Origin of the sequence: Nocardia sp. CA-290969, from assembly GCF_050936135.1 — a bacterium.
Lineage (GTDB): Bacteria > Actinomycetota > Actinomycetes > Mycobacteriales > Mycobacteriaceae > Nocardia.
Genome location: NZ_JBNJNJ010000001.1, coordinates 2,815,841 through 2,837,333, shown reverse-complemented (window position 1 = coordinate 2,837,333; position 21,493 = coordinate 2,815,841). Strand labels below are relative to the sequence as shown.

Annotated in this window: 21 protein-coding genes and 1 tRNA gene; 7 read left to right on the top strand and 15 right to left on the bottom strand. The window is 68.9% G+C overall.

The features are described 5' to 3' along the window. Nucleotides 1-14 precede the first annotated feature (14 nt). Entirely contained in the window at nt 15-419 is a 405-nt protein-coding gene (locus ACQEVO_RS13160; RefSeq protein WP_432912726.1) for a group I truncated hemoglobin, read from the top strand. A gap of 64 nt (nt 420-483) precedes the next feature. Then, nucleotides 484-816: a hypothetical protein gene (locus ACQEVO_RS13155; RefSeq protein ID WP_432912723.1), complete on the top strand. Its 333-nt coding sequence runs from the start codon at nt 484-486 to the stop codon at nt 814-816. Nucleotides 817-885: 69 nt separating this feature from the next. On the opposite strand, the gene ACQEVO_RS13150 is transcribed toward ACQEVO_RS13155, so the two are convergent. The 7 genes from ACQEVO_RS13150 to ACQEVO_RS13120 all read right to left on the bottom strand — a co-directional run bounded on the left by ACQEVO_RS13150 (nt 886) and on the right by ACQEVO_RS13120 (nt 8,281). Further along, nucleotides 886-2,088, bottom strand: coding sequence for a lipid-transfer protein (locus tag ACQEVO_RS13150; RefSeq protein ID WP_432912720.1), 1,203 nt, complete (start codon nt 2,086-2,088; stop codon nt 886-888). After that, a complete protein-coding gene (locus ACQEVO_RS13145; RefSeq protein WP_432278695.1) occupies nt 2,081-2,527 on the bottom strand; it encodes a Zn-ribbon domain-containing OB-fold protein in 447 nt (148 codons plus the stop codon). Before ACQEVO_RS13145 ends, ACQEVO_RS13150 begins: the two co-directional genes overlap by 8 nt. A 139-nt stretch (nt 2,528-2,666) precedes the next feature. Continuing rightward, complete coding sequence (hrpB, locus tag ACQEVO_RS13140) at nt 2,667-5,141, bottom strand: ATP-dependent helicase HrpB (RefSeq protein ID WP_432912717.1); 2,475 nt, start codon at nt 5,139-5,141, stop codon at nt 2,667-2,669. A 74-nt stretch (nt 5,142-5,215) separates the two neighbouring features. Further along, nucleotides 5,216-6,070 carry an oxygenase MpaB family protein gene (locus ACQEVO_RS13135; RefSeq protein WP_432912715.1) on the bottom strand — a complete coding sequence of 285 codons (855 nt, stop codon included), beginning with the start codon at nt 6,068-6,070 and terminating at the stop codon, nt 5,216-5,218. 166 nt (nt 6,071-6,236) lie between these two features. Beyond that, nucleotides 6,237-6,312 (bottom strand) — tRNA-Arg (locus tag ACQEVO_RS13130). Between the two features lie 281 nt (nt 6,313-6,593). Next, nucleotides 6,594-7,328, bottom strand: a complete 735-nt coding sequence (locus tag ACQEVO_RS13125; RefSeq protein ID WP_432912712.1) for a hypothetical protein — start codon at nt 7,326-7,328, stop codon at nt 6,594-6,596. A gap of 104 nt (nt 7,329-7,432) precedes the next feature. Continuing rightward, nucleotides 7,433-8,281, bottom strand: coding sequence for an LLM class F420-dependent oxidoreductase (locus ACQEVO_RS13120; protein WP_432912709.1), 849 nt, complete (start codon nt 8,279-8,281; stop codon nt 7,433-7,435). Between the two features lie 233 nt (nt 8,282-8,514). On the opposite strand from ACQEVO_RS13120, the gene ACQEVO_RS13115 reads away from it, so the two are divergent. Then, complete coding sequence (locus ACQEVO_RS13115) at nt 8,515-9,219, top strand: hypothetical protein (protein ID WP_432912706.1); 705 nt, start codon at nt 8,515-8,517, stop codon at nt 9,217-9,219. Between the two features lie 47 nt (nt 9,220-9,266). Further along, entirely contained in the window at nt 9,267-10,067 is an 801-nt protein-coding gene (locus ACQEVO_RS13110; protein ID WP_432912703.1) for an inositol monophosphatase family protein, read from the top strand. 104 nt (nt 10,068-10,171) lie between these two features. Here ACQEVO_RS13110 and ACQEVO_RS13105 read toward each other — a convergent pair whose 3' ends face one another. Genes ACQEVO_RS13105 through ACQEVO_RS13090 form a run of 4 tightly spaced genes read right to left on the bottom strand, consistent with a single transcriptional unit; the run spans nt 10,172 to nt 14,205 of the window. Then, nucleotides 10,172-11,539, bottom strand: a complete 1,368-nt coding sequence (locus tag ACQEVO_RS13105; RefSeq protein WP_432912700.1) for an LLM class flavin-dependent oxidoreductase — start codon at nt 11,537-11,539, stop codon at nt 10,172-10,174. 13 nt (nt 11,540-11,552) lie between these two features. Beyond that, nucleotides 11,553-12,284, bottom strand: coding sequence for an ABC transporter ATP-binding protein (locus tag ACQEVO_RS13100; protein WP_432912697.1), 732 nt, complete (start codon nt 12,282-12,284; stop codon nt 11,553-11,555). Beyond that, a complete protein-coding gene (locus tag ACQEVO_RS13095) occupies nt 12,260-13,117 on the bottom strand; it encodes an ABC transporter permease (RefSeq protein ID WP_432912694.1) in 858 nt (285 codons plus the stop codon). The genes ACQEVO_RS13100 and ACQEVO_RS13095 overlap by 25 nt, the downstream gene beginning before the upstream one ends. After that, complete coding sequence (locus ACQEVO_RS13090; protein ID WP_432912691.1) at nt 13,117-14,205, bottom strand: ABC transporter substrate-binding protein; 1,089 nt, start codon at nt 14,203-14,205, stop codon at nt 13,117-13,119. Before ACQEVO_RS13090 ends, ACQEVO_RS13095 begins: the two co-directional genes overlap by 1 nt. 463 nt (nt 14,206-14,668) lie before the next feature. Here ACQEVO_RS13090 and ACQEVO_RS13085 point away from each other — a divergent pair, with 463 nt between their 5' ends. Further along, on the top strand, nt 14,669-15,250 hold the full coding sequence (locus ACQEVO_RS13085) for a TetR/AcrR family transcriptional regulator (protein ID WP_432912688.1): 582 nt from the start codon (nt 14,669-14,671) through the stop codon (nt 15,248-15,250). 263 nt (nt 15,251-15,513) lie between these two features. Next, nucleotides 15,514-15,990, top strand: a complete 477-nt coding sequence (locus tag ACQEVO_RS13080; protein ID WP_432912685.1) for a nuclear transport factor 2 family protein — start codon at nt 15,514-15,516, stop codon at nt 15,988-15,990. A 96-nt stretch (nt 15,991-16,086) separates the two neighbouring features. Here ACQEVO_RS13080 and ACQEVO_RS13075 read toward each other — a convergent pair whose 3' ends face one another. Further along, entirely contained in the window at nt 16,087-16,893 is an 807-nt protein-coding gene (locus ACQEVO_RS13075; protein ID WP_432912683.1) for an SDR family NAD(P)-dependent oxidoreductase, read from the bottom strand. Between the two features lie 161 nt (nt 16,894-17,054). On the opposite strand from ACQEVO_RS13075, the gene ACQEVO_RS13070 reads away from it, so the two are divergent. Then, entirely contained in the window at nt 17,055-18,299 is a 1,245-nt protein-coding gene (locus ACQEVO_RS13070) for a cytochrome P450 (RefSeq protein WP_432912680.1), read from the top strand. Nucleotides 18,300-18,302: 3 nt separating this feature from the next. On the opposite strand, the gene ACQEVO_RS13065 is transcribed toward ACQEVO_RS13070, so the two are convergent. Genes ACQEVO_RS13065 through ACQEVO_RS13055 form a run of 3 tightly spaced genes read right to left on the bottom strand, consistent with a single transcriptional unit; the run spans nt 18,303 to nt 21,471 of the window. Then, nucleotides 18,303-18,959: a TetR/AcrR family transcriptional regulator gene (locus ACQEVO_RS13065; protein WP_432912677.1), complete on the bottom strand. Its 657-nt coding sequence runs from the start codon at nt 18,957-18,959 to the stop codon at nt 18,303-18,305. Next, nucleotides 18,956-20,563 carry a class I adenylate-forming enzyme family protein gene (locus tag ACQEVO_RS13060; RefSeq protein WP_432912674.1) on the bottom strand — a complete coding sequence of 536 codons (1,608 nt, stop codon included), beginning with the start codon at nt 20,561-20,563 and terminating at the stop codon, nt 18,956-18,958. Before ACQEVO_RS13060 ends, ACQEVO_RS13065 begins: the two co-directional genes overlap by 4 nt. Next, nucleotides 20,560-21,471, bottom strand: coding sequence for a crotonase/enoyl-CoA hydratase family protein (locus ACQEVO_RS13055; protein WP_432912672.1), 912 nt, complete (start codon nt 21,469-21,471; stop codon nt 20,560-20,562). The genes ACQEVO_RS13060 and ACQEVO_RS13055 overlap by 4 nt, the downstream gene beginning before the upstream one ends. Between the last annotated feature and the right edge of the window lie 22 nt (nt 21,472-21,493).

The window sequence follows — 21,493 nt, the reverse complement described above, 5'->3', positions numbered from 1 at the left end:
AAGGTGGTGAAACCGTGTCGTATCGTTCGTCTTCCGAATCCGCGTCCGCCCGGGACGCGCACCCGCCGATCTACGACCGGATCGGCGGCCGGGAAGCTCTCGAGACTGTGGTCGAGGACTTCTACGCGCGTGTTGTCGCCGACGAGGTCCTACAGCCGTTCTTCGCCGGTATCAACATGTCCCGGATGAAAGGCCGGCAGGTCGAATTCTTCGCGGCCGCCCTCGGCGGGCCCGAACCGTATGTGGGTGCCCCGATGAAACAGGTACACCGGGGCCGCGGTATCACCCGCTATCACTTCGACCTCGTGGCCTGCCACCTCACCGATGCGCTGACCGGCACCGGAGTGCCGCCGGATCTGGTGGCCGAGATCATCGCCGCGGTATCCCCGCTGGCGGGTGAGATCGCGGCGGATCCCTGAGCAGAACCCGCACACCAACGCCTTCGTCCGCGAAGGTGCCATCCATTCACTATCAAGGAGCGCGATGACGCCCACCACTGTTCGTCTTGCCGTCGCCTCGATCGCGGCGGTGAGCCTCGTCGGCGCCGCGGCCGGCGCGACGGCCCAGCCCGGTCCGACCCCGGCGGTCGCGCCGGTAGCCGAGGGCGAATCCGGAACCGGCTCGTCGGCACTGGATTCCGGGTCGGCCGCCGCGCGGACGGCCGGGATACTCGTCGGCAACGGCGACATCATCGGAATCATCGTCCTGCTCGGCGTCACGCCGTTCCAGATGCTCACCGACGGCGTCTGCGATCTGGCCACGATGTCGGCGCTGCCGAGCCCCTGCTCCCCGGGGCGCGCCCACTACACGTCGTAGAACCGGGTGGCCGCGCGGCAGTCTCTGCCGCGCGGCCGATTCGCGTCCCGGCGGGCTCGGCGCCCGGGTTCAGCGGGTGGCGATAATCGCCGACCCGTGACCGAACAGCCCCTGATTCACCGCGATACCCGCGCGGGCGTCCTCCACCTGGCGGCCGTCGGCGTCGCCGCGCAACTGCCAGGTGAGCTCGCAGACCTGCGCGATGGCCTGGGCGGGAATCGCCTCACCGAAACATGCCAGCCCGCCACTGGGATTGACCGGTATCCGGCCGCCCAAGGTCGTGGCGCCGCTGCGCAACAACTCCTCCGCGCCGCCGGTATCGCACAGCCCGATGTCCTCGTACCAGTCCAGTTCCAGCGCGGTGGAGAGGTCGTAGACCTCGGCGAGGGACAGATCGGCGGGGCCGATACCGGCTTCTTCGTAGGCGGCGTGCGCGACGGCGGAGCGGAACTCCCGCGGCGGCGGTGCCACGGCGACGGCGGAATCCGTCGCGAAATCGGGTAGATCGAGCACGGTTTTCGGGAAGGTCGGCGTGACCGTCGACAGCGCGCGGATACGGACCGGATCGGTCACACCGTGCCGGCGCGCGTACTCCATCGAGGTCAGCACCAATGCGGCACCGCCGTCGCTGGTCGCACAGATATCCAGGAGACGCAGCGGGTCCGAGACGATCGCCGAGGCGGCGACTTCTTCGGCCGATACCTCCTTGCGGTAGCGGGCGTACGGATTGTTCAGGCCGTGCCGGGCGTTCTTCACCTTCACCGCGGCGAAATCGTCGAGGGTGGCGCCGTGCAGCGCCATCCGCCGGCGGGCGTAGAGCGCGAAGTAGATGGGGTTGGTCGCGCCGAGCAGATGGAAACGCAACCAGTCGGGATCGTCGCGGCGTTCCCCGCCGACCGGCTGGAAGAAACCCTTCGGGGTGGCATCCGCACCCACCACCAATGCGACGTCGCACAATCCGGCGAGGATCTGGGCGCGGGCGTTGGCGATGGCCTGGGCGCCGGAGGCGCAGGCGGCGTAACTGCTCGAGATCCGCGCACCCGACCAGCCCAGGGCCTGGGCGAATGTCGCGCCGGAGACGAAGCCGGGGTATCCGTTGCGGATGGTGTCCGCGCCGGCGATATAGCCGACGTCGCGATGATCCACCCCGGCATCGGCCAGCGCCGCGCGCGCCGCGACCAGCCCGTATTCGACGAAATTACGTCCCCATTTGCCCCACTGGTGCATACCCGCGCCGAGGACGGCGATATCGCGGTCGTTCGCCTCAGGCATCGATCGGCCTCCACATCCACACCGTGTGCTCGGCTTCCTCGTCTTCGTACAGCACGCCGAGGGTCAGTTCGACCGGCATCCCGACGGCCAGATCGTCCACGGTGAGACCGCGCACCACCTGCCCGAGGATCACCATCTGCTCGACCTCGAGTTCCACCGCCGCGACCACATACGGCTCGAACGGGTCGGGCGAGACGTAGGGCGGTGGCGGCTTGTACCGGGCGTCGGCGTACGACCAGATCCGGCCGCGGGTTGAAAACAGGTATTCGGCGAGTTCGGAGCCGTCCTTCGGGCCGGAGCACTGCGGGTTCCGGCACGCGAGGGTGTTCCGCGGGAAGTACGGCGTGCCGCAGGTGGTGCAGCGGCTTCCCTGCAGGCGCACCGTGCCGTCGTCCGCGGTGAACCAGTCGGCCACGGCGGGGCGTTGTTCTTTCTGCACCCCTCGACCGTATAGGAACACGTTCTATTTTGGGTCGGGAATCCCCTCCTCGGCGCGCCCGGCGAGCCTCCACACCGTTCGATCGGCCCGCACCGCTCGGCCGCGGGCGCGGTCGACCTCCGCTACCCACCCTCGGTCGCTACCGGGCGTCGCGCTGCCGCGGGGAGGCGGTCCTGTCGCGGCCGGCGTTGCGCGCGGTGCCCCGGTGTGCGGGCACGGTGGCCGGGTCCTCCGGCCAGGCGTGTTTGGGGTAGCGGCCGCGGAGGTCGGCGCGGACCTGCGGCCAGCCGGTATGCCAGAAGGAGGCCAGATCCGAGGTGATCGCGACCGGGCGCCCCGCGGGTGAGAGCAGATGCAGTACGACCGCGACGCGACCGTCGGCCACGCGCGGAGTGCCTGTCCAGCCGAACACCTCCTGCACCTTGACCGCGAGCGTGGGCGGGTCGGCCGAATAGTCGAGCGGGAGCCGGCTGCCGGACGGGACGGGCAGGCGCTCCGGGGCCAGCTCGTCCATCCGGGCGGCGTCCGGCCAGGGCAGCAGACGGCGCAACGCCTGCCCGGTGTCGATACGTTCGAGATCGGCGCGGCGGCGGGCGGCGGTGAGTTCCGGGCCCAGCCAGACGCCGGCGGCGGCGAGCAGCGAATCATCGTCGACCGGGGGCCAGGGGTCGCCGAGGGTGCGATGCAGGAAGTCGAGGCGCCGGCGTAGCGCGGTCGCCTCGGGATTCCAGGTCAGCAGGCCGAGGCCGGCCGTGTCCAGCCCCTGCCGCACCGCCGCCGCGAGCTTACGCGGATCAGGGTCGCGAATGGCCTTCTCCGACAAGGTGAGAGCGCCCAGCCGCTCGACCCGCCGGGCGACCACCTCGCCGTCGGCCCACGTGATCTCCTCCACGGTGTCGAGCAGGTTCGATGCGGCCCGCCGGGCCAATTGTTCGTCGGCTGCGGCGGCGAGCCGGATATACCCGTCGGAACGGCCCGGATCACGGGTCGCGACCCCGACCGCCAGCCACTCCGGATCGCCGGTCCCGGAGCCGGGTGGCAGCGTCACCGCGGTACCGCCGGCCATCAGGTAACTCGCCGAACCCGGGCCGCGTCGTCGGGCCAGCCGCTCCGGATATGCCAGTGCGACAACGAAAGCCGGATCGTCGGCGCCGCCGGATCCGTCGACCGACCGGGCCAGCCGCTCGACCTCACGCCGCCAGCGCTCCGGCCGCTCCCGGCGCAGCACACGCAGACCGGCGAGCAGGTCGACGCCCGCCGCCAGGGTGTCGTCGTCGAGGACGGCGACCACTTCCGCCGCCGTCCGCGCCCCGACCACCTCGGCCCCGTCGAGCAATGCGCGCGCCAGCCGCGGATGCAGTCCCACCCGGGCCATCCGCCTGCCCCGCTCCGTCACCACACCGTCTTCACCGACAGCGCCCAGCGCGCGCAATACCTCGCGTCCGGCGGCCAGCCCACCGGGCGGCGGTGCGTCCCACCAGCTCAAGGCTTGCCCGTCGGCGGTGCCCCAGCAGGCCAGTTCCAAGGCCAGGCGCGTGAGGTCGGCGGTCCGGATCTCCGGTTCCGGATAGGCCGGCAGGGTGGCGTGTTCGTATTCCGGCCAGCATCGCCACACCCGCCCGCGCGCCTCCCGCCCGGCGCGGCCGGCCCGCTGGTCGGCCACCGCCGCCGAGACCCGGACGGTCGCCAGGCCGGACAACCCCCGGGCCCGATCGATACGCGGGACCCGGGCGAGGCCGGAATCCACCACCGCACGCACACCCGGCACCGTCAGACTGGACTCCGCCACCGCGGTGGACAGCACGACGCGCCGCCGCGAGCCAGGCCGCAACGCGGTGTCCTGCTGGGTGGCCGGCAGCCGCCCGTGCAGCGGCACGATATCCACGCCGTCCATACCGGTCAGAAGCGCTGCGGTCCGGCGGATTTCGGCTGCCCCCGGCAGGAACACCAGGACGTCGCCGTCGGTTTCGGACAGCGCGGTCCGGGTGGCGCGCGCGACCTGCGCCTCGATTCGTTCGCGGGGCAATGCGGGGACGTAGGCCGTGTCCACGGGGTAGGTCCGGCCCTGGACCTGGATCACCGGTGCCGGGTCCGGTGTGCTCAACAGCGCCGACAGGCGTTCGGCTGCGACGGTCGCCGAGGTCGCGAGCACCTGGAGATCCGGCCGTAACCCGGCGCGGGCGTCGAGCAGTAACGCCAGCAGCAGATCCGCGTCGAGATGCCGCTCGTGACATTCGTCGAGCACGACGATATCGACCCCGGCCAGCTCCGGATCTTCCTGTAACCGTCGTACCAGCAAGCCGGATGTCACGACCTCGATCCGGGTCGCCCGCCCCACTTTCCGGTCCCCGCGCACCGAATATCCGACGGTGCCGCCCACCGGCTCGCCCAGGAGTTCCGCCATTCGCGCGGCCGCCGCCCGGGCCGCCAACCGGCGGGGTTCGGCCACGAGCACGCGCCCCGCGGACTGTGCCGCCAGCACCAGCGGCACCAGGGTCGTCTTGCCGGTTCCCGGTGGCGCGACCAGCACCGCGGTCTTGTGCTCGGCCAGCGTCTCGGCGATATGCCCGGCAACACCGCGGACGGGAAGATCGGGAAGCTCGTTCGGTTTCATCACCACCAGTTTGAGCCTGCGGTCCCGAACCGGGTCATCGGGTACGCGTGCTTCGATGTGGTGGAGCCGGCCGGTCAGACCAGTGGTTTGCCGAGCGCCCGGCGCCTTCTCATATCCTCGAGGTGCCGGTTCAGGGGATACAACCGCCACTGTTCGGGGCCGGCTGCCGTGACAACTCCGATGGCGCGCAGGGCCAGCTCGAAGGCGCGTTGCCGGCGCGGGCCCCAATCGAGGCCGAGTTCGTCGCGGAAGCGTTGCGGCAGGAACCCGGTGGTGAAGAACCTGTTGAGGCGGCGGAAGGCCAGTTGCTCGAGCCTGCCGTAGGGGCCGAGGTCGACGACCTGGCCGAGGAGATAGGCCTTGACCTCGTCGTCGAGGGAGATCTCGGCGCTCTTGCGGTCCCAGTACTCGGCGAACGCGGCGCGGTCGGCGGGCCACAGCTCCGGGGGCATCTGCAGGGTGGTGCCGAACCGGGCCGACTCGCGGTACAGCTCGTCGGCGTCGGCCTCGTCGAGGGGGCCGTAGAGGTAGTTCAGCGAATCCACGACGCCCCGGTAGATACACGCGGCGACCCAGAGCTGCAGTTCGGGGTCGAACGCGTTGTACTTCACCGGGCTGTCCGGGCGGGACCGGACGTGACGGTGGGAGGTATTGGTCGCGGCGCGATAGGCCGCACGTTCCTCCTCGGTGCCGAGCATGGCGACGGCCAGGTAGGTCAGCGTCGTACGGCCGCGTTTGCGGGGGTGCAGATCGAATCGGCCGCTGTCGACGGTGCTTTCGACGACACCGCGGCCGACCGGGGCCAGGCTCAGCTGCATGATGACGTTCGCCGGGCCGCCGAGCAGGGCACCGGGGCCGGCCAGGTTCTTGCGGCGTGGTGCCGGATCGGGCTGCCGCGGATGCGACTCCGTTGACGCTGGGCGGGACATATCGCCTCCATGCACAGATGAGAGAGTTACTACACCATTATCTCACATGCTGCGCGGGATTCCCAGCTTCGACCATCCCTCCACATGCGGTGATGACGTACTAAGTGACTGCCGATTCTTACCTCGGACAAGCGGAAGGGCCGGGATTACCCTTCCCGGCCCCTCCTGGTGAACGAGTGGGATTCGAACCCACTACCCTCGGATTAGAAGTCCGATGCTCTACCACATGAGCTATCGTTTGCCCCACCTGTGATCGCCGAGTGCGTGAGTGCGAGTCATGGTGAGTATCCCCGCGCGTTGCCATTACGCCACAGCGGCAGGAAGAGCCGCCGCCGGGATTCGAACCCGGATATCGGGGGTGCATCGCAGCACACCCACACGTCGTGCGATCGATGGAGTTGTTGAACTTGGAGCAAGAATCTGAATCTATCGGCAGACTCTGACAGCGACTGCCGTGGTGTCGATGTGAACTTCAGTTTCAGCTTGTGCTCCATCCCCCCGGAGGGGGAGTCTGTGGTCTCGGCTACCCGAACAGGTAGCCGAGAACGGCCCGGCCCGGCTCGGCGTCCGTGACGGGCGTCGAGTTCGCCGTCTCCCGGGCGAACCGTACCGCGTCGAGCAGTTTGCCGAGGCGCTCGTCGATATCGCCGACCTCCTTCGCGGGCAGGGCGCCGGAGAACTTCGTGGTGGTCCAGCGACCCACCACGACATCTTCGTGGTAGACCTCCACCTGCGCCGGGTGCTTATCGGTGGCCGGGGCGAGGACGTGGTTGCGCGGCACCTTCTTGGTGCGCACCGTCTGCGCCGGCTGGGTGGCGTAGCAGTCGGTCACCTCGTCGAAAGACCAGGTTTCGGCCGGATCCAGGGTCGGCAGCTTGGCGACGAACTTCTTCAGTTCGCTCAGCTGCTTCTCCAGGAACAGCAGGTAGGTGACCGGCAGATCGCGGGCGAGGGTGGTGCCGTCGACCACCAGGTCGGCCTTCGCCGCGCAGTTGGTGGTGTCCTTCGTCGCGGTCACGTCGAACAGCCGGGTCAAGGTGTTCTTCATATCGGCGATCACCTCGCGTGCCCGCACCTGGACCCGCTTCGATTCCGGCGGCAGTTCCTCGCCCATATCGTCGAGCGGACGGTACGTGCGGGAGATACCCGCGAGCAGATCGGCCTTGCCCACCCGCTGGTAGGCGGCCGTGATATCCGCGGACGCTTGCGATTTCGCGCCCTTCTCGATGGCGATGAGCTGATTCAGCTTGGTGGACAACGGTTTTCCCTCCTCCGGTCACCTCGTCGCGACCCGGGATACCGTATCCGGGCGCCGCCGGCGCCGGCCACCGATTTATTCGCCGGTCTCCGCCGCCCGCGGGCTCAGGAGGCGAGCCCGGAATCGCGTATGGCCTCGGCCAGCGGTTCCAGGACGGCCGGGTCGTGCGGCGGCGGGAGATAGATGATCGCGAGTTCCAGGCCCTCGGCGCCCAGCGCGGCGGCCCACTCGAGCAGTTCGCCGTAGCCTTGCGTGGGATCGAGCCGATTCTGCGCCGAGAGCAGAATCTCCTTCGGATCGCGGCCGATATCGGCACAGTGCGCCGCCAGCACGTCGCGTTTGCGGGCGAAATCCGCGACCGTTCCGGCGACGAAATTCCAGTGCTGGGCATAGCGGGCGGTCGTGCGGAGGGTGCGTTTCTCACCGTTGCCGCCGATGCAGATCGGGGGATGCGGGCGTTGCGGTCCCTTGGGTTCGTTCCGGGCGGCGGTCAGCCGATAGAACTTTCCGTCGAAATCCGTGGTCTCCTGGCTCAGCAGCCCGATGAGCACCTGGCAGGCCTCGTCGAACCGGTCCAGACGTTCGGTGATACTGCCGAGTTCGATGCCGTAGGCGCCGGATTCCTCCTCGTTCCAGCCGGCGCCGATACCGAGTTCCAGGCGGCCGCCGGAGATGATGTCGAGGGTGGCGGCCATATTGGCCAGCACTGCCGGATGGCGGTAGTGCACACCGGTCACCATGGTGCCGAGCCGCAGTCGCCGGGTGGCCTGGGCCAGTGCTGTCAGGGTGGTCCAGCCCTCCATGCACGGCCCGGTGGGGTCGGAGAAAATCGGATAGAAGTGGTCGAAGGTCCAGCCGGATTCGTAGATCTCGATATCGTCGGCGGCCCGCCAGACGGCCAGCATATCGGCCCAGGTGGTGTCCTGCGGGGAAGTCTTGAACGCGAATCGCATGGGGACAAGGCTAGAAGTTGGAGTGCGCTCCAGGTCAAGAATGTGGGCAGCGCCGCCGCGGCGTGTCGCGGGCGAACTGCGGTCGGGCGATATAGCCGGTTCCGGCCCGGCGTCGCGACACGCCGGGCCGGAACCGCCCGGAATTTGTTGCGGCAAGGGAGATCCCGTTTCCGCGCGCGCGGCGAGCCCGTACGCTGGTCCGGCAAGCATGGGTCAGTGTGGGAGGAAATGCGTTGGGCCGCAGAGAGCCGCGGGAAGAACGGGACGTGTCGCCGGAGAACCGGGAAACCGTCCGCAACAACATCAAGAAGGAACTCGGCATCCCCGGCGCCTTCGACGACGCCACACCCGACGACTTCGCGGCGTGGCTGACCCGGGTCGAGAACATGATGGAGATCGTCCCCCGGGAGAACCGGCGGCCGTTCGAGGTCACCGACAGCCGCGGTGTGACCGACGTGGTGGGGGAGACATACACGCTGCGCCGGCTCGCCGATATCCGCAAGGAACTACAGGCCGAACTGCGGAATTCCACGGCGCGGCGCGAGCTCGATCAGATCCAGTACGTCGCCGAGTCCGCGATACACGACCCCGTGGCGCGGCAGATGGTCGCCGATCAGATCCAGCGGGCGCAGGACGTGGTGACGAAATCGTCGGTGACCGAGGACACCCGGGACACCGCGCTGGAGATCGGGTTGCAGAACGTGGTCCAGGATCTGAAGGAGCGGCGGTCGAGGATGCGGTGGTCACTGGTGCAGCGGGAACCGATCGCCGTGCTGATCGGCGCCTTCCTGCTGGTCGGGTTCAGTGTCGTGATGGTGGTCGCGATGTTCACGGATACGCAGGTTCCCGACCTCGTGATGAACCTGATCCTGTTGATTCTCGGGTTCTTCTTCGGACAGTCGGCCGTGGCCGGGCGGGGCGGCCGGGAGGAGGGCTGAACCGGCGCCCGCTGGCACCGGCCGTGCGCTGCGGATAGCTTCATTGCATGCAGGACCCCCTCGACGACCTCCGCTTCGCCCATGTCCTCATGGATTCCGCGGCCGCGGCGAGTTTGGAGCGCTTCAAGGCCCTCGACCTCGTGATCGAGGCGAAGCCGGATATGGACCTGGCGCGCGATGCCGAGACCGAGGTCGAAAAGCTGATCCGGGGCCAGCTCCAGCGTTCCCGTCCACGTGACGCCGTGCTCGGCGAGGGTGAGGGCCTGGACGGCACCGGGCCGCGCTGCTGGGTGGTCGACGCCATCGACGGTCTCGAGAACTACGCCCGCGGCGTGCCGGTGTGGGCCACGCAGATCTCCTTGATCGAGGCATCGGCGGGCGGCTACCGGCCCGTCGTCGGTGTGGTGTCCGCTCCCGCGCTGGGCCGCCGGTGGTGGGCCGCGCAGGACCACGGCGCCTTCACCGGCCGCAATCTCTCCTCGGCGTCGCGCCTACGAGTGTCGGGTGTTTCGAAGCTGCCGGACGCGTCGTTCGCCTACTCGTCGCTCACCGGCTGGGAGGAGCGGGGCCGGCTCGGCGGCCTGCTGGCACTTTCCCGGGAGGTGTGGCGTACGCGCGCGTACGGCGACTTCTGGCCCTACATGATGGTCGCCGAAGGGGTGGTCGATATCTGTGCCGACCCGGAACTCTCGCCGCTGGAAATGGCCGCGCACGCCGTCATCGTCACCGAGGCCGGTGGCGCCTTCACCGGCCTCGACGGCAGCCCGGGCCCGCTCGGCGACAGCGCGGCCGCGTCGAACGGTCTGCTGCACGACGAGTTGCTTGCATACCTGAACGACCGCTTCTGACGCCGCCCGATCGCTGCCCGCGAGGTGCCGGCGGGTCTACGCCGGGGAGCCGAGGCGCGGCCATAGCCCGGACCGCCACCAGCGCAGCCACACCCGTGGGGGCATCAGGGCCGGGGAGCGACCGGACGGCCGGACACCGGCGCCGGGGCGAACCGGCTCGCCGGTTTCGGCAGCCCGAGATGGTCGCGCAGTGTGCTGCCGGCGTACTCGGTGCGGAACAGGCCGCGCCGGCGCAGGAGCGGCACCACGGTTTCGGTGAAGATCTCCAGGCCGCCGGGATAGTAAGGCGGCATCACGTTGAAACCGTCGGCGGCACCGGAACGGAACCATTCCTCGATGGTGTCGGCCACCTGTTCCGGGGTACCGGCGAAGACGCGATGTCCGCGCGCTCCGGCGAGCCGGTGCAGCAGACCGCGCAACGTGGGACGCTCACGGCGGACGATACCGGCCACGACCTGGCGCCGGCTCGCGCTGTTATCGGTGACATCGCCCGCGTCGGCGAACAATTCGACCGGTACCGGTTCGTCGAGACGCAGCCCCCGCAGTGATTCGCCGGCCAGGCTTTCCAGTTGGGTCAAGCCGTATTCGGGCACGGTCAGCTCGTTGAATTCCCGCTCCAGCTGTTTCGCTGCTGTTTCGGTGCCGGCGATGAACGGACTGATCCCGGGCAGGATTTTCACGTGGTCGGGGTCGCGGCCGAATTCGAGCGCCCGCCGTTTGATATCGGAATAGAAGGCCTGGGCGTCACCGAGCCGCTGATGGGCGGTGAAAATCGCCTCGGCATACCGGCCGGCGAAGGCACGGCCGTCGTTCGAGGCGCCCGCCTGGACCAGTACCGGATAGCCCTGCGGGGTGCGGGCCGCGTTGAACGGACCGCGAACGCGCAGATGCTGCCCCGCGAAATCGATGGGGTGGATCTTGTCCGGGTCGGCGTAGCGGCCGGCCGCACGATCCAGCAGGACGGCGTCGTCTTCCCAACTGTCCCACAGTGCGGTCACCACGTCGACGAATTCGCGGGCCCGGGCGTAGCGTTCGGCGTGATCGGGATGGCGGTCGAGGCCGAAATTCGCCGCGGCCAGGTCGGTGCCGGTGGTGACGATGTTCCAGCCGGCGCGGCCGCCGGAGATATGGTCCAGCGAGGAGAAGAGGCGGGCCAGGTTGTAGGGCTCGTAATAGGTGGTGGAGGCGGTCGCGATCAGGCCGAGGTGGGTGGTGGCCGCGGCGATGGCGGTGAGCAGCGTGATCGGTTCCAGGCCGGGCGCGGCGTTGTAGGCGACGTTGGTCCGCAGCGCGGGACCGTCGGCGAAGAACACGGCGTCGAACGTCGCCGCCTCGGCGGTGCGGGCGATCTCCTGGTAGTAGCGCACGTCGTAGATGCGGTCGGGGCGGCTGTCCGGATGCCGCCAGGCCGCCTCGTGGTGGCCCGCGGGATAGATGAACGCGTTGAGACTGAGCCGTCGTGGTTCGGTCATCGGTGTGCTTTCTCTAGTGGACCGGTTCGGCGGACACGCCGAGCGCGGTGAGGAGTTGTTCGCGGTAGCCGAGGAGGGCGGGGTCGCCGTGGCGGCGTGGTCGGGGCCGGTCGATGGACAGGTCGACGGCGATCCGCCCGTCCTCGAGGACGAGCACACGGTCGGCCAGCAGTACCGCTTCGTCGACATCGTGGGTGACCAGCAGCACCGCGGGCCGGTGCCGGGCGCATAGATCCTCCAGCAGGCGGTGCATCCGGATCCGGGTGAGTGCGTCCAGGGCGCCGAACGGTTCGTCGGCGAGCAGCAGCGACGGTTCGCGCACCAGCGACCGTGCCAGGGCAACGCGCTGCTGCTCGCCGCCGGAAAGTTCGCGCGGCCAGGCCCGCTCCCGGCCGGCGAGACCGACCTCGGACAGGGCTGCGCGGCCGCGTTCGGCGGCGCCGGCACCCGTGAGCCCGAGCGTCACGTTGTCGAGCACCCTGAGCCAGGGCAGCAGCCGGGAGTCCTGGAAGACCACCGAACGTTGTTGCGGCACGGTGAGTTCGCCGTCGCCGTCCACGTCCCGGTCCAGTTCGGCGAGGGCGCGCAGCAGTGTGCTCTTACCCGAACCGCTGCGGCCGAGCAGCGCCACGAATTCTCCGCGGGCGATATCCAGATCCACGCCGCGCAACACGACCCGCTCCCCGAATCCACGCCGAAGTGCGCGAACCCGGACCACGCTCAATCCGCCAGTGTCTGCCGCCATGCCAGCGCCTTCCCTTCCAGCGCGCGGACCGCGAGGTCGCCGAAGAGGCCGAGCAGGCCGTAGATCACCAGCCCGACCACGATGACATCGATTTGACCGTAGGTCCGGGCCTGGGTCATCAGATAACCGATACCGCTGGTGGCGTTGACCTGTTCCACCACCACCAGCGCCAGCCAGGAGATGGTGACCGCCAGTCGGAGACCGGTGAAGAAGCCCGGCAGGGAGCCGGGTAATGCGACCCGGCGGACGAAGCCCCATCGGGAAAGCCCCACGGTCTGCGCGAGTTCCACGTAGCGTGCGTCGACTCCGCGCAGGTGCGCGTGAGTGTTGATATATACGGGCACGAACACGCTGGCGGTGATGACGATCAGTTTCATCTCCTCGCCGATACCGAACCAGACGATGAACAGCGGAATCAGCGCGAGCGTGGGAATGGAGCGTTTGATCTGGACCGGGCCGTCGACCACCGCCTCCCCGAGGCGGCTGAGACCCGAGATCAGTGCGAGGACCAGGCCGATCGCCACCCCGAGCGCCAGCCCGGTCGCTGCGCGTTGCAGCGAGGTGAGCAGGTTGGCGCCGAGGGTACCGTCGGCGGCGAGTTCACCCGCGGTCCGGGCCACATCCCATGGGGCGGGCAGTGTTTCGGGGTCGAGCGCACCGGTCGTCGATCCGGCGACCCACGCGATCAGCAGAAGTGCGGGGCCGAGCGCGAAGCCGAAGGGAATCGGGCGTCCGGGTCCGAGCCGGATTCCCGCGGACCGGCGGGCCGGGCGCGGCCTGGCGGCGGCCGCGGATTCGGGCCGCGCGTCCGCGGCGATATCGACGGTGGCCACTACGGTTTCTCCTGTTCGAATCGCGCGCCCACCGCCGGAACGGTCTGGGCGATCACCTCGTCGAAGCGCAGATCGAATCCGTCGGCGGCCTCGACCTTGCGCGGCAGTTCGCCGGCGGCGTCGATGATGTCGATGGTTTCCTGCTGCCGGTCGATCAACCTCTGGTCCAGGCGCGGAAAGGTGAACTCACCGAGTGAATCGACGATTCGGCCGGCGTCGTCGGCGCTGAGCTTCTGGTTCTCGACGTAGTAGATCCGGGCCCACTCGTCACGGTGGGTGTTGGTCCAGTGGAAGGCCCGCACGAATGCCGCGACCAGTGCCCGCAGTGCCGCCCCCTTGGCCGGGTCCTTGGTCGCCTCGCGCCGCGCGTAGAGGTAGCCGAGTCCGTAGTAGATATCGTGCGCCTGCGAATCCGGGATGACGCTCGCGCCCGGTGTGCGCAGGAACCGGGTGAGCCTCGGTTCGTTCAGCGGAGCGATATCGACCTGTCCGGTGCGGACGGCGTCGTTGAACTCGGCCAGTTGCAGCCGGACGAGCTCGACATCTGCGGTGGTCAAACCGGCCCGGCTCAGTGCGCGGAGCACGGCGGCCTGCTGCGCGGTGCCCTCCGCGTAGGCGATCTTCTTACCCCGCAGGTCCGCGAGACCGGTCGCGGTGATGCCTGGCGCCACGGCGAGTTTGATGCCGAGCGGGTCGGTTTGGTATGCGGCGATGATCGGCACATCCTGGCGCGCGGCCAGCGCGTGGATCGGCGGGACATCGCCGACCGGCGCCACGTCGGCGGCGCCGGCCCGGAATGCTTCGAGGATTTCCGGTCCGCCGATGAAATTGGCGAATTCCACCTCGAACGGGAGTTTGCCGAGTTCACCCGAGGCGCGTAGCGCCGTCTGGAACCGCTCCTGCTGGTCGGCGATCACGAGCGTGGTTCCGGGCGGAATCTCGGTCGGCAGGGGAGTGTCCGCGGCGGTGCCGAGGTCGTCACCGCTCGCGCAGCCCGTCAGTACCGTACAGACGGTGATGACGGCGGCGAGTGCTGCGGACGATCGGTTTCGGAATCGCCGCAGGGCGGGGGAACGGCGTTGCTGCATGGCCGAATTAGAGCAACGCAGCCGCCCTGCGACAACGGTATCTCGCGCCGTGATCCGAACTGTGGCGCTTCGGCTTCCGGGCTCGGGCAGGGCTCATGCGGGCCCTGCCCGAGCGCTCGGTCCGCGCCGCCGAGCGGTGCAGAATCGATGCCGGTCACGGACCGTGCCCGTTCCGGCCGCGACGGCGGAAATCGATCCGATGGGCTGCTACCGGGCGCCGCGCCTGGTGTGGCGGGGCTGTCCTTTTCTGGTGGTGGCGGCCACGCGCGGAGGCGTGGGGCGCTCGGGGAAGCGCCGGCGGTTGTTCGGAATCGGATAGGTGCTGGGCGGCTTTCGCATACGTAGCCCCTTTCGATGCGGCGGGAGCGGACCCGGTGTCCGGGCCATCCGGACTTGACCGGATCTTTTGTAGTACTCTGATCGGAGTGATTTGAACTGTAGTACTACGAATGGAGTGGTGTCAATGGTCCGCACTAATCCCCAGCGGCGCCAGGCGTTGCTGGACGCATCGATCGAGGTCCTCGCCCGGGACGGGGCCCGCGGGCTGACCTTCCGGGCAGTGGACAAAGAAGCGGAGGTGCCGCCGGGCACTGCCTCCAACTACTTCGCCAACCGCGACGACCTGTTGGTCCAGGTGGGTCACCGGTACTACGAGCGGCTGATCCCCGACGAAACGGTCATGGCGAAACTGGGCGGCCCACGGTCGCGGGAGACAGTTACCGAACTCATGTCCGAAGTCGTCGGACGGGTCAGCCGATTCCGCACCGGCTATCTCGCGCTCCTCGAACTCCGGCTGGAAGCCACGCGCCGGCCCGACCTGCAGGCCCTGCTCACCGAGCGGGTACGCGCCGATCTGGACTTCAATATCCGCAACCATATGGAGAACGGGATGCCGGGCGACGAGAACACGGTGATCCTGCTGTTCCTGGCACTGAACTGGCTCATCCTCGAACGCCTCACCCTGCCCGGTGTCTTCACCGAGGAACAGGCCGGTGAACTGGTACGCATGGCGGTCGAGCGGGCGATCCCGGCGGAGGTGTCGTGAAGCCGAGGCTCTCGGCCAGCGGAACTCCGAACCCGGTGAGTCCCCGCACCTGATTTCATGCCACGGTACCGCCGATGCCGGGTCGGTGCGGCCGCCCCGGCGGCGATCGACGGCGCCGGATTGCGCTGGTCCGCGAGAACGAGAGGTCGAAACATGGTCGATGGTGTGCGATACGGGACGGATGCGGACAAGGGCAGGTGCGCACAGGGTGCGGGCGCACCCGGTGCCCGGCTGCCGATCGGTGCTCCGGAAGGCGGCCGGGTATGAGCGCGGACGAATCGCTTGCCGGACTGGTGAGGCGGGTACAGCGCCTCGAGGACGAACTCGCCGTTATCCGGAAGCTCACCGCCTACGGACCGCTCGTCGATGCCGGTGCGGCCGACGCCGTGGCGGAGCTGTGGACCGAGGACGGTGAATACGACGTAGAGGGCTGGCGGATGGTGGGGCGCGCCGAGGTTCGGTCGATGGTCCTGTCCGACGCGCACCAGAACATCATCGGGGGCGGCAGTGCCCATTTCTTCGGCCCACCCCATATCGAACGTATCGAAGGCGACGAAGCCGAGGCGATCTGCGAATCGATTCTGGTGCGGCACGAGGACGGCAGGTTCTACATCTGGCGGGCCGGGGTCCATCGAATCGAGTTGCGCCGCACCGCCGACGGCTGGAGTGTCACCCGCCGGATCACCCGCCCGTTGAACGGCAGCGCCGAAGCCCGCGACCTGGTCGCCGGGCGGAAATAGGTGAACACGGGGACGTCCGGCCGTCGGGCGACGCTGTTCGACGCGCCGCCGCGGACGGTCCTTACCGGTCGTCGCCGGCACCGTGGCGGCCGTGGTTCACATATGTGAGCCGCCGTCGATGCGGACCTCGGTGCCGGTGATGAAGTATGCGTCGGGGGAACCCAGCATCGCCACCACCGCGGCCACCGAATCGGGGCCGGCGAAGATCGCGCCGCCGGGCAGTGGCAGGGACGGGGTGATCTTGGTGAACAGCCCGAAATCGGCGTCCGCGGGCAGACCCGGCCCGATGCTCTGCTTGGCCTCGCCGGTGCCGTCGGTCATCCCGGAGGAAATCGACCCCGGCTGCACCGAATTGAACCTGATGCCCGCTTTGCCGAACTCCATCGCCAAGGCGTGTGTCATCGCCTGGATACCACCCTTCGAGGCGGCGTAGGCGGCCATGTAGGGGTGGGCGAACATCGCCGACGTGGAACTGAAATTGACCACCGCGGGACTTTTCCCTTCGCGCAATGCCGCGATCGACTCCCGGGTCACCAGGAATGTGCCGACGAGATTGATCCGCAGCACCTGCTCGAAATCGGCGAGCGTGGTCTGTTCGAAATGCCCCGACCGCAGCACGCCCGCCGCGTTCACCAGGGTGTCCAGCCCACCGAGGCGCCGCACCGCGTCGGTGACTCCGGCGCGGACCGACTCCTCGTTCCCGATATCCATCACGACCGTGCTCAGGCGCTCCCCGGAGTCCTGTGCCCGGTCCACGGTGTCCCGCAGCCCGGCCGCGCTGATATCGCCGGCCACCACCTGGCCGCCTTCGGCGAGAATGCGCAGCACACAGGCCTGACCGATACCGGAGCCGCCGCCGGTGACCAGTACGCGGCGACCGTCGTAGCGCTGAAGCTGTGACACGGGAATGCCCTCCTGTCTTCGATGGCCCGCACCGTCGGCACCGGCCGGGATATCCATCGTCGAGGATCGTCCGGCGCGGGCGCGGCAGGGTCCGGTCATCCCACTGAGCGGGTATCGCCGGTCGGGAGACGGCCACCGGCAATGTGCCTAAGATCGCTTCGGTGACGATTTCCGACCATCGCTCCAACCGGGCCGCGCACAGTTCGCCGGCCGATCTCGACGGCCCGCGGATCCCCCTGTACGTCCCCGAATTCGCGGTCGACCCGCACCGCATCTATCGCGCGATGCGCGAACAGTACGGGTCCCTGGTTCCGGTGGAGGTGGCGCCGGGCGTGCCCGCGACACTGGTGATCAGCTACTACACGGCGCTGCGTATCTTCAACGATCCGGACCATTTTCCCGCCGATCCGCGCACCTGGCAGCGCGATATTCCCGCGGACTGCCCGGTGCTCCCGCTCATGCAGTGGCGGCCGAACGCGCGACGCAACGACGGGACGGTGCATACGCGGTATCGGCAGGCCATCGTCGCGGGGCTGGCCGAGGTCGACCCGTTCGGCCTGCACGAGACCGTGGAGAAAGTCGCCGTCCCGCTGATCAACTCCTTCTGTGGCGACGGATCCGCGGATCTGATCCGGCAGTACGCCTTTCCGCTCACCTTCGCCGTCCTGAACGCGATGCTGGGTTGTCCCACCGAGATCGCGCAGCGGGCGGCGGCCGGGTTGGCCGCCATGTTCGAGGGCGTCGGGGCCGAGAGTGGTGCCGCGGCGCTCATGAAAGCGCTACTGGAATTGGTCGAACTCAAACGCGCCGAGCCCGGTGACGATGTGACGACCCGGATGATGCGGCATCCCAGTGCGCTGACCGAGCCCGAAATCATGAACCAGGTGGGCACCTTGTACGGGGCCGGTATCGAGCCGCTGCAGAACCTGATCATCAACGCGCTGCGGTTGATCCTGACCGACGAGCAGTTCGGCGACAGCGCCGTCGGCGGCAGCCTGTCCACCCGGGACGCGCTGGACGAGGTGTTGTTCAACGACCCGCCGGTGGCCAATTTCTGTTTCACCTTCCCCAAACAGCCGATCCTCATCGACGATGTCTGGCTGCCCGCCCATCAGCCGGTGATCATCAGCATGGCCGCCTGCAACACCGATCCGGTGATCGGGACGGATCAGCATGCGGGCAACCGTGCGCATCTGGCGTTCGGTGGCGGGCCGCATGTGTGCCCGGCCAGTTCGCTGGCGTACCTGATCGCACAGGACGCCATCGATCAGTTGCTCGACGCCCTGCCGGATATCCGGCTCGGAGTGCCGGCCGGTGAGCTGACCTGGCGGACCGGCGCTTTCCAGCGGGCCCTGACCGCGCTGCCCGTGGTCTTCCCGCCGTCGCCCCCGCTGACGCCGGTGTAGCGGTCAGGTGTCGCGCAGCCGGGCGACGTGGGTCAGCCAGTCGTCGACCACTCGGTCGGCCACGGTCGGATCGGTGCGCAGGAGCCGGGTGAGCTCGAGTCCGCGCACGAGCGCCATGAGCGATTCGAACGCTGTGCGGGCCGCGTCGGGGTCGGCGATGCCGGCATGCTGCTCGAAATGGGCCCGCAGTGCGGAACCCAGCCGTTTCTCCGCCGGCCGGAGTGCCGCGCGCAACTGTGGGTCGGTGCGGGAGGCCGCCCACAGTTCCATAGCCGCCTGAAAGGGCGGGCCGGTCATCGCCGACCGGATCGCGTCCACCATCCGCGGCAGCGCTTCGGGGCCATCACCGAGCCCGGCGACGCGGTCGCCGAAGTCGTCGAGGCGCCGGTCGGCGATATGGTGGATCGCGGCGACCAGCAACTCCGATTTCGACGTGAAATGATGGAGCAGCGCGCCCCGCGAAACGCCCGCTTCGTCTTGGATCCGCTGGGTGGTCGTTCCGGCGTAGCCGTTGTTCACCAGGCACCGGATCGTGGCGTCGAGCAGCGCCTCATGGGTTTTCGCGTGCTGTTCGCGGCGGGTGCGGCCGCCGGTACGCGGCGCGGAGTCCTGCCGCTCCGTGCTCGCCGAGCCGGTGGCGCGTACCGGGTTCCGGCTCACAGCGGCTCGAGCTCGCCGGAGGCGATCCGGTCGCGCAGCCGGAATTTCTGGAGCTTGCCCATCGCGTTCACGGGGAAACTCTCGGCGATATACCAGGATTTGGGCGTTTTGTGCGGGGCCAGACGTTCCCGCAGGTAATCCTGTAGCTCCGCGGGCGCCGGGGCCGGATGCGCCGGGTCCGGGCGGACCACGGCGGCCACGGTCTCACCCCAGGTCTCGTCGGGCAGGCCCAGGACGACCGCAGCTATCAGCGCGGGGTGCGCGGCCAGGGCTTCCTCGATCTCGCGGGGATAGATGTTCTCGCCGCCGCGGATGATCATGTCCTTGAGCCGGCCGGTGACGCGGACGTATCCGCGGGCGTCCATCGTGCCGAGATCGCCCGTGTGCAGCCGGCCGTCGGAATCGATCGTGCGTGCCGTCTCGCCGGGCATACCGAGGTATTCGATCATCTGCTGGTATCCGCGGGCGCAGATCTCGCCCTCCACCCCGAGCGGCTGCACCGCACCGGTCGCGGGATCACGGATGGATACCTCGACGCCGGGAAGCGGCCGGCCGGCCGTGAACAGGTTGTCCTCGCGGCTGTCGGCGGGGCTGGTCTGGCAGACGACCGGGCCCAGTTCGGTCTGGCCGTAGACCGCGCTGGTCGCGGCGCCGCAGGCCTTCGCCCAGCCGTCGACGAGGGCCGGCGGGACGGCATCGCCGCCCGACATCACCACCCGCAGCGCGCCGAGATCGACATCGGCCAGTCGCGGGTGCGCGAGCAGGGCGTGCAGCATGGCGGGCACACCACCGAAGATCTCCGCGCGGTATTCCTGGAGGGCGGCCAGCATCGTCGTGGGGTCGAAGATCTCGCCGAGGACGAGCGTGGCCCGCTGATACACCGACCCCAGCGCGGCCAGGCCACACCCGGCGGTATGGAAGAGCGGCAGCGCGGTGGCGAACGTCGCGCCCGCGGGTGCGCCGCAGCGGTCGCGGACGAAGGCCGCGTTGGTCACCATCGATCGGTGGGCGAGGACCGCCGGTTTCGCGCGACCGGTGGTGCCGGAGGTGAACTGGATCTGGGTGGCCGACCGCGGATCGACAACCGGTAGCTGCGCGCGCTGGGCGGTACCGCGGACCTCGTGCAGCCACCCCTCGAAGGCAACGGCCTCCCGGACCCGGGGTACCGCGGGCAGCACGCTGCCGATCTGCGCGGACATATCGGTACCGCGGAAGCTGTCGGTGTAGAACACGCCGGCGGCCTGCGAACGGTCGAGCGTGTACTCGAGTTCGGGTCCGCGCAGGGCGGGATTGGCCGTGACGAGTACCAGCCCGGCGAGCGCGGCACCGTATTGGAGTACAAGCCATTCGGGGACGTTCGGCGCCCAGACCGCGATATGTTCGCCCGGCCGGAACCGGGCGAGCAGCCAGGCCGCCGCGCGCTCGGCATCGTCGCACAACTCGGCGTAGGTCCAGATGCGGGCACCGCGATCCGGTGCCACGGAGACGAGCGCGACCCGGCCTGGTGCCGCGGCGGCCGCCTGCCGCAGCAGTTCACCGACGGTGAGTTCGAGAACGGGCGCGCTGGTGTCGACCGGCCATATGGATTCGGTGAGCGTATTCATCCGCGGCCGGCCGCCTGCTGTTCGAGTTCGCGTTTCATCTGCTCGATCTCGTCGTCGGCCGGGATATCGCCGCCCCCGTCGGGGATGAACCGGCCGGTATCGCGCCACTGGACCGCGGCGTCGAAACCGTGTTGCTGCGCGAAATCGACGAACCAGCGGCCTTCGGGGGAGTGCCGGGTGATGCCGTCGAAGAGGATGGCGAGGTTCTGCGTGGACTGCAGGCCCATGTTGTCGTAGGCCTGGTTGATCATCATCTTCTGCATGACCAGCTGGTTGGTGGGCACGCCGGCCATCCGGTCGACGAGTTCTTCGACCGCGGTATCGAGCTCGGCCGCCGGTACCGCGTCGATGACCAGGCCCCACTCCCGGGCCCGGACTCCGTCGATGGTGTCGCCGGTGAGCAACATCCGCTTGGCGCGTTCGGCGCCGAGACGGTAGACCCACATCGCGGTCGTGGGGCAGCCCCACACCCGCGCCGGCATATAACCGATCCGCGCGTCCTCGGCCATCACGACCAGATCGCAGGACAGCGCGATATCACTACCACCGGCCACGGCGTAACCGTGCACTTTCGCTACGGTCGGCTTGGCCGAGCGCCAGAGCGAGAAGAAATGATCGGTGCCGGCCTTCATCATCCGGAAATCCTTGATCGGATCCCATACCGGGCCCTGATGGTCGACCCCGCCTTCGGCGTAGAGCTTGAGATCGTAGCCCGCGCAGAAGGCGCGGCCCGCCCCTTGGAGCACGATGACGCGGACCGCGTCGTCGGCATTCGCGGCGGCCACGGCCGCGCCGATCTCCTGGGCCATCTCGGCAGTGATCGCGTTCAGCCGCTCCGGGCGGTTCAAGGTGAGGTAGGCGCGATGGTCGCGTACTTCGTAGGCGACCGTGTTTCCGGCGAAGGTCATCTCGGCGTTCCAATCTCGGCGG

Bases quoted from the DNA above. Each gene is read 5' to 3' on its own strand.
- hrpB (WP_432912717.1), bottom strand. From the start codon at position 5,141: ATGAAACCGAACGAGCTTCCCGATCTTCCCGTCCGCGGTGTTGCCGGG.
- ACQEVO_RS13100 (WP_432912697.1), bottom strand. From the start codon at position 12,284: ATGGCGGCAGACACTGGCGGATTGAGCGTGGTCCGGGTTCGCGCACTT.
- ACQEVO_RS13110 (WP_432912703.1), top strand. From the start codon at position 9,267: ATGCAGGACCCCCTCGACGACCTCCGCTTCGCCCATGTCCTCATGGAT.
- ACQEVO_RS13120 (WP_432912709.1), bottom strand. From the start codon at position 8,281: ATGCGATTCGCGTTCAAGACTTCCCCGCAGGACACCACCTGGGCCGAT.
- ACQEVO_RS13150 (WP_432912720.1), bottom strand. From the start codon at position 2,088: ATGCCTGAGGCGAACGACCGCGATATCGCCGTCCTCGGCGCGGGTATG.
- ACQEVO_RS13085 (WP_432912688.1), top strand. From the start codon at position 14,669: ATGGTCCGCACTAATCCCCAGCGGCGCCAGGCGTTGCTGGACGCATCG.
- ACQEVO_RS13055 (WP_432912672.1), bottom strand. From the start codon at position 21,471: ATGACCTTCGCCGGAAACACGGTCGCCTACGAAGTACGCGACCATCGC.
- ACQEVO_RS13090 (WP_432912691.1), bottom strand. From the start codon at position 14,205: ATGCAGCAACGCCGTTCCCCCGCCCTGCGGCGATTCCGAAACCGATCG.
- ACQEVO_RS13135 (WP_432912715.1), bottom strand. From the start codon at position 6,070: ATGTCCCGCCCAGCGTCAACGGAGTCGCATCCGCGGCAGCCCGATCCG.
- ACQEVO_RS13105 (WP_432912700.1), bottom strand. From the start codon at position 11,539: ATGACCGAACCACGACGGCTCAGTCTCAACGCGTTCATCTATCCCGCG.
- ACQEVO_RS13155 (WP_432912723.1), top strand. From the start codon at position 484: ATGACGCCCACCACTGTTCGTCTTGCCGTCGCCTCGATCGCGGCGGTG.
- ACQEVO_RS13060 (WP_432912674.1), bottom strand. From the start codon at position 20,563: ATGAATACGCTCACCGAATCCATATGGCCGGTCGACACCAGCGCGCCC.
- ACQEVO_RS13080 (WP_432912685.1), top strand. From the start codon at position 15,514: ATGAGCGCGGACGAATCGCTTGCCGGACTGGTGAGGCGGGTACAGCGC.